This is a genomic window from Vibrio minamisatsumaniensis, assembly GCF_050337445.1.
Lineage (GTDB): Bacteria > Pseudomonadota > Gammaproteobacteria > Enterobacterales > Vibrionaceae > Vibrio > Vibrio artabrorum.
The window spans coordinates 1-5,472 of record NZ_JAKJSY010000134.1; the positions used below are offsets into that span (position 1 = coordinate 1).

Sequence of the window (5,472 nt, forward strand, 5' to 3'; positions counted from 1 at the left end):
ATCAAAAATTCTAACGAAGTTATCGAGCTTTTTAACAAGCTAGGGTGACCAGTTATTTACTACGATTGGTATAAGTATCTCACAAGCCGACATTAGGCGCTTTTTCCACAGCATTGCTTAAACTTTTTACCACTTTCACATGGGCAACTGTCATTACGGCCGATGCCTTTGAATGGGTTAACGCTTTGTGACTTATTACCGAGCATGACTTCGTCTGCCGCCAACGCCACTTCAGCAATCATCAGATCGACCTGACCCACTAGGTCTTCAAGTCCCGGGGGATTTTCAAACCCAGCGGCAATCATCTGCTGCTGAGTCAACTCTTCATCAATCCCTAACATGAGTGTTGTCAGAAGCGCTTGCAACATACGCAGCGTACCATCTGCCATCGTCACGGTTTGCCACTGTTCTTCTACTGTCGGCCAAACCATCATAAAGCCTTCTGCGAAATCAGCGAATTGCTCATTGAAGTCACCGTCAGCAAATACCTCTGTCAGTAAAAATTCACTCCGCTGAATCAAGTTATGCTGACGATTGATTTGCTCAGTTACAGCTGACACCAATTCGGGTGGCGCATCAGGAACAATAACAGCAAGCCAAGCTTGAGGATCTAATGGTTTAGTTGCTAAGTTCGACGCCAAAATAGCACCTTCAATAAATTGAGGCGTGCTCTCTTCAGTTAATACTGTTTGATCCAATAATTGATATTTCATGAAAACTCGAGTGTTTAAATCATTTTGCTCATTATAGCGTTATCAAGCCCAACCGTCGCCATTAACCGCTCAAGCAAGCGGATAACAAGAACACCATACTCATAGTGACAATCCAGTGTTCAAACCGTACAATCACGCCTCCTAATTTTAGGGTGACAACTTTGGAAAAAACATGCGCGTAATACTTGGCCCTATGGAGGGCGTTCTAGACCACCTAATGCGTGAAATTCTCACAGAGATTAATGATTACGATCTCTGTGTGACAGAGTTTGTGCGCGTCGTGGACCAACGTCTTCCTCCGCATGTGTTCCACCGTATTTGCCCAGAGCTACATCAAGGGTCTCAAACCCTTGCGGGTGTGCCGATCCATCTCCAACTACTCGGACAGCACCCAAATTGGATGGCAGAAAATGCCTTCCAAGCCGCCGACCTAGGCGCGAAAGGCATTGATCTAAACTTTGGGTGTCCTGCGAAAGCGGTCAATAAAAGTAATGGTGGAGCTTCACTACTCAAAGAGCCCGAGCTGATCTATCAAGTGGTGAAGTCTTGTCGAGAAGCGGTACCTGCGCACATTCCTGTGTCCGCAAAGATTCGATTAGGTTGGGAGCATCCGGAAGAGTGCTTTGAAATCGTCGATGCCATCGAGCAAGCCAAAGCTGACGAACTCACCGTGCATGCAAGAACCAAAGTGGGCGGCTATAAAGCCAGCGAAATAAAATGGGATTACATCAATCAAATAAGAGAAAAAACCTCTCTGCCGTTGATTGCTAATGGGGAGATCTGGAACTATCAAGATGGTCAAGATTGCATAGAAGCAACTGGCGTCGATTCATTGATGGTCTGCCGCGGTGCTTTTAACATTCCAAACCTAGGCAATGTCGTTAAGCACAACCACCCGAAAATGCCGTGGGAGAAAGTAATCGCACTTTTGCTACGCTACTCCGAATTTCAAATTAAAGGGGATAAAGGCATGTACTACCCCAATAGAGTGAAGCAGTGGTTTGTCTATTTAAGTAAAGGCTACCCTGAAGCGAACGAACTATTTAAAGAAATTCGAACTTTCAAGAAAGCGCCGCCTATCGTAGAACGCCTACAACGTTATCAACAGGAGCATTTCAGTTGAGCTTAACTATCCTTACCCCTGTAGAGTCCCCCCCTCTCTCCATTGCATCATGAGATCTAAGAGATCTCAAAACGTGGTTAAAACTCGATTCGGTCTTTACCCATGCTCTTAGCCACGTACAGTTTCTCATCGGCGTACTTAAATATCTCTGTAAAACTAAGCTTCTGCCCGCCCGCTTCAACAATACACACACCGCCAGAGACGGTAAAGCCAGTCGGGATAATATCGACTGATCTTGTGCAAATGGTCTCTTTGACGCGGTGTAGGGTCTCAACCAAAGATGTACGATCATCGCCTTTTATATAAACAACAAACTCTTCACCGCCAAACCTTGCAACGACGTCACTGCTTCGAATACTACTATTGAGTTGTTGCGCCATATAACGAATAACATCATCACCAATATCATGACCATAGGTATCATTAATCAACTTGAAATTGTCGATATCAAATATCGTCAAAGCAAACAATTTGTCGTGTTCTACTCGGCGCCAAAAAGCTTCTAAACCACGTCGATTCAATAGATTTGTCATTGGGTCCTTGGCTGCAAGATCTTTAAAATAACCACGTTCAATATTTGAATTGACGTAAAAGAAGATAGTTACAGAGAACAAATAGACAATAATGGCGACAATTAAACCGTCTTTTTCATAAATAAAGAAATTCTCGATTTCCTTCGTCAGATCCAACTCATAGTAAATAGCATGATGTGATGTGACACCTTCTAGGTGAATTTCCTCATAAAAAATACTGGTATCACTTGGAGTCACTAATGTTGTATCAATGATGTCCACTTTTCCGGCTAAAAGGGGATTGGAAACCTCAAGCAATTTGTCCACGTTAATGTCTACCGAGAGTATGCCTTGGTATACCCCTTGGTGAAACACAGGGCTTGTCATGCTAATAATACGATCTAGTGAATCAAATCGGTGCATGGGCCCATTTAATGTCAGTTGTTCTGGGCTATTCGCCGTTGCTTGCCAATAAGGACGACTTTTGATAGTCGAAAGCTGTTCTTTACTTAAGCCTTTAGCAAAACTTTCTGGTGATGAAATAACATAACCATGTCGGTCTATAAAGTGTACACCGTTGTGAAATTCATCCAGTTGCGATAAGAATGAAAGGATCGGTGCTAAAGATATCTTCTCTGATGCACCTTTGTATTCATCACTGGTTTCAGAACAAAGCGACTCTTCACCGACCAACATATAATCAATATCCACAGATGGAATATCCGCTATTTTGCTATCCGCAAGAAGCTTGGCCTCGATAGGCCAAATTCGACATAAGCCGTTAATAACCTGCTTATTATGGTCAAGAGTCAGCGTGCTACCTGATCGATAGTAATTAGTAAAACTATAATCCAAGGCAGTGACAACTTTAGTGGTTCGGTTAAATGCCTCTTCAACACGATGAAATTCGGTTTCGATGTCTTTCTTTACTGCATCCAAATGGTTCTTTGCAATTAGGCCAATCAGTATCACACCAATCACAGCAGGAAAGCCAAAAACAAAGGTGAGACTAAAATGCCTGTTTACTTTCATATTTGTCTGATCTTAGCAATTTCTTACATACACTGTTCATATTATGACATCATTTGCATTATTTTTCGACATAAAATACTGTAAGTCGGCATAAAGTTCATATGGTTGTTTAACCGCATAATCATTCATTGCAAACCCATATCCCCAAAAAATGGGGGCCGTAAATAACCTCGTTTCAGCCATTACTGCAACGGATAAACACCCTATGTTTCGTAGAAGTCATTCAGGATGAGAGATAAAAAGAAAGGGCGCCAACACGATAATAAAAACCATTGAGCGTGAAGTTTTTCGATCAATGAATGATTATCGCACGGTCAACCACCGACTGAGGCAATGTAACTCCTAGCTTACGAGCCGCAACCAAATTGACCACAAGGTGAGAACTCTTCGCTGTTTTTACGCTCAACTCTCCCGGTTTTTGTCCATTAAGAATGGCTACGACATAATCAGCTGTTTGCAATCCAACATCATAATAATCTAGACCAATGCCTGCGATAGCGCCTTTCCCAATATAAGATGTTGTACCAGCAACCACAGGTATGCCCGCTTGGTTAGCCGCTTCTATAAGTCCTTCAATACCGCTTGCAACTGTGTTGTCAGTCAACGCATAGATAACATCAGATTTTTTAGCCACAGACTCTGCTTTCGACTCAATATCATCGATAGTGAGCGCTTTTTCAGTATACAGACTGAGCCCAAGTTCTTGTGTAGCCTTCTTCAACAACCTAACTAAAGCAACCGAGTTTGCCTCTGCTGGGTTGTAAACCACACCGATAGACGTTGCCTGAGGAAAAAGCTCTTTAATTAACTTCACATGTTGGGATATCGGGGATAAATCAGAAAGGCCCGTAACATTTCTCTCAGGTTTATCCAGGTGTTTAACCAGTCTGGCACCGATAGGGTCAGTAACCGCGGTAAAAACAATAGGTATTGAGCGAGTCGCTGAGACCAAAGCTTGCGAAGTTGGTGTAGCAATGCCGACCAATACATGAGGATTTTCGCTAACCAACTTTCTGGCGATTCTTGCTGCTTTGGCTGGACTTCCATCCGCCATCGCGTAAGAAAACTCTAGGTTTTTACCGATTTCAAAACCTTTCGCGCGTAATCCGTCTATAAGCCCAGCACGTGTCGCGTTTAAATCTGGATGGTCGACAACTTGTGAAACTGACACCTTGGCCATATTAGCCATGACATTGCCAGTCCATAGCAATAGAAAAACACTCAAAATAGCTGTGTATCGTTTTATTATAGAACCCATCAATAATCCCTTAATCAAGCTCCCATCGTTATTGCTCGATCAAAGAGAACAACATCAAAATACTGTTGACATTAATACCAGTAACGGTTCAGAAGTTGAAGTAATATATAACAAAAAAACAACATCCCTCTAATTGTGCGAGGAAAGGCAAATTTGTGTGTCGGGAGAAGGTAAGAAACTGAATGAATAAGTGATATCAATGAATCTGAGAGCAAGCGAATAGTGTATGGCAGCTCTCAGGTTATAGGGGAAAAACAAGGGATGATCTCGAAATTGTGCTTCTTTCGTTAAAACCAACGTTCCATGGAAGACTTGTCGAGCTGGCGAAATGCGCGATTTAAGATTATCGCTAATTCTTTATAGCGAGGGCGCGACTTCATAGGCTCTAACGCAAAACCCGTTTCAGTGATCTTTTCATGCAGTTCGCGGTACCACGAAACCAACGCGGGTGGAAGTTGAGTCTTTGAGCGGTTACCCAACCACCACATGCCTTGAAGCGGCAAACTTAAAGCGAACAAAGCCATAACTACGGCTTGCGGTATCGCTTGATAATTATTAAAGACCATTTGTGTCAGGACACTAATCGCAGCTATCGCTGGCATCACTTTCACACCAAAACGGGTCGCTTTAATAATGCGCTGCTCAGGGAAAATAGCGTTTAACTCTTTTCGAACAGGCCAGAGATCCATGTACTTTTGACCATCTTTTAAACTGCTCGCTAAACCAACTCTATTACTCATATGAGTCTCCCATTAAAAAAAAGTTGAAACCATCAACTAAAAACACAAAAAATTGACGAAAAATAATATTCTTTCAAATTTTTTTGTTATATTT

The 5,472-nt window shown here is 42.5% G+C and carries 5 protein-coding genes; 1 reads left to right on the plus strand and 4 read right to left on the minus strand.

Annotated features, from left to right (window positions below; genetic code table 11):
* Positions 1 to 92: 92 nt before the first annotated feature.
* Positions 93 to 713: a YecA/YgfB family protein gene (locus L4B77_RS19260; RefSeq protein WP_261837661.1), complete on the minus strand. Its 621-nt coding sequence runs from the start codon at positions 711 to 713 to the stop codon at positions 93 to 95.
* A gap of 172 nt (positions 714 to 885) precedes the next feature.
* Here L4B77_RS19260 and dusC point away from each other — a divergent pair, with 172 nt between their 5' ends.
* Positions 886 to 1,836 carry a tRNA dihydrouridine(16) synthase DusC gene (gene dusC / locus L4B77_RS19265; RefSeq protein ID WP_429752430.1) on the plus strand — a complete coding sequence of 317 codons (951 nt, stop codon included), beginning with the start codon at positions 886 to 888 and terminating at the stop codon, positions 1,834 to 1,836.
* A gap of 77 nt (positions 1,837 to 1,913) precedes the next feature.
* Here dusC and L4B77_RS19270 read toward each other — a convergent pair whose 3' ends face one another.
* From L4B77_RS19270 to yfbV, 3 genes are all read right to left on the minus strand, one after another.
* Positions 1,914 to 3,380, minus strand: a complete 1,467-nt coding sequence (locus L4B77_RS19270; protein WP_372066062.1) for a GGDEF domain-containing protein — start codon at positions 3,378 to 3,380, stop codon at positions 1,914 to 1,916.
* A 292-nt stretch (positions 3,381 to 3,672) separates the two neighbouring features.
* Positions 3,673 to 4,638 (minus strand): ABC transporter substrate-binding protein, encoded by a 966-nt coding sequence (locus tag L4B77_RS19275; RefSeq protein ID WP_429752433.1) that lies wholly within the window; start codon positions 4,636 to 4,638, stop codon positions 3,673 to 3,675.
* A gap of 287 nt (positions 4,639 to 4,925) precedes the next feature.
* Positions 4,926 to 5,378, minus strand: a complete 453-nt coding sequence (yfbV, locus tag L4B77_RS19280) for a terminus macrodomain insulation protein YfbV (RefSeq protein ID WP_261837665.1) — start codon at positions 5,376 to 5,378, stop codon at positions 4,926 to 4,928.
* Between the last annotated feature and the right edge of the window lie 94 nt (positions 5,379 to 5,472).

What these genes read in the sequence shown, in the direction of transcription:
- L4B77_RS19260 (WP_261837661.1), bottom strand. Translation starts at nt 713, where the DNA reads ATGAAATATCAATTATTGGATCAAACAGTATTAACTGAAGAGAGCACG.
- dusC (WP_429752430.1), top strand. Translation starts at nt 886, where the DNA reads ATGCGCGTAATACTTGGCCCTATGGAGGGCGTTCTAGACCACCTAATG.
- L4B77_RS19270 (WP_372066062.1), bottom strand. Translation starts at nt 3,380, where the DNA reads ATGAAAGTAAACAGGCATTTTAGTCTCACCTTTGTTTTTGGCTTTCCT.
- L4B77_RS19275 (WP_429752433.1), bottom strand. Translation starts at nt 4,638, where the DNA reads ATGGGTTCTATAATAAAACGATACACAGCTATTTTGAGTGTTTTTCTA.
- yfbV (WP_261837665.1), bottom strand. Translation starts at nt 5,378, where the DNA reads ATGAGTAATAGAGTTGGTTTAGCGAGCAGTTTAAAAGATGGTCAAAAG.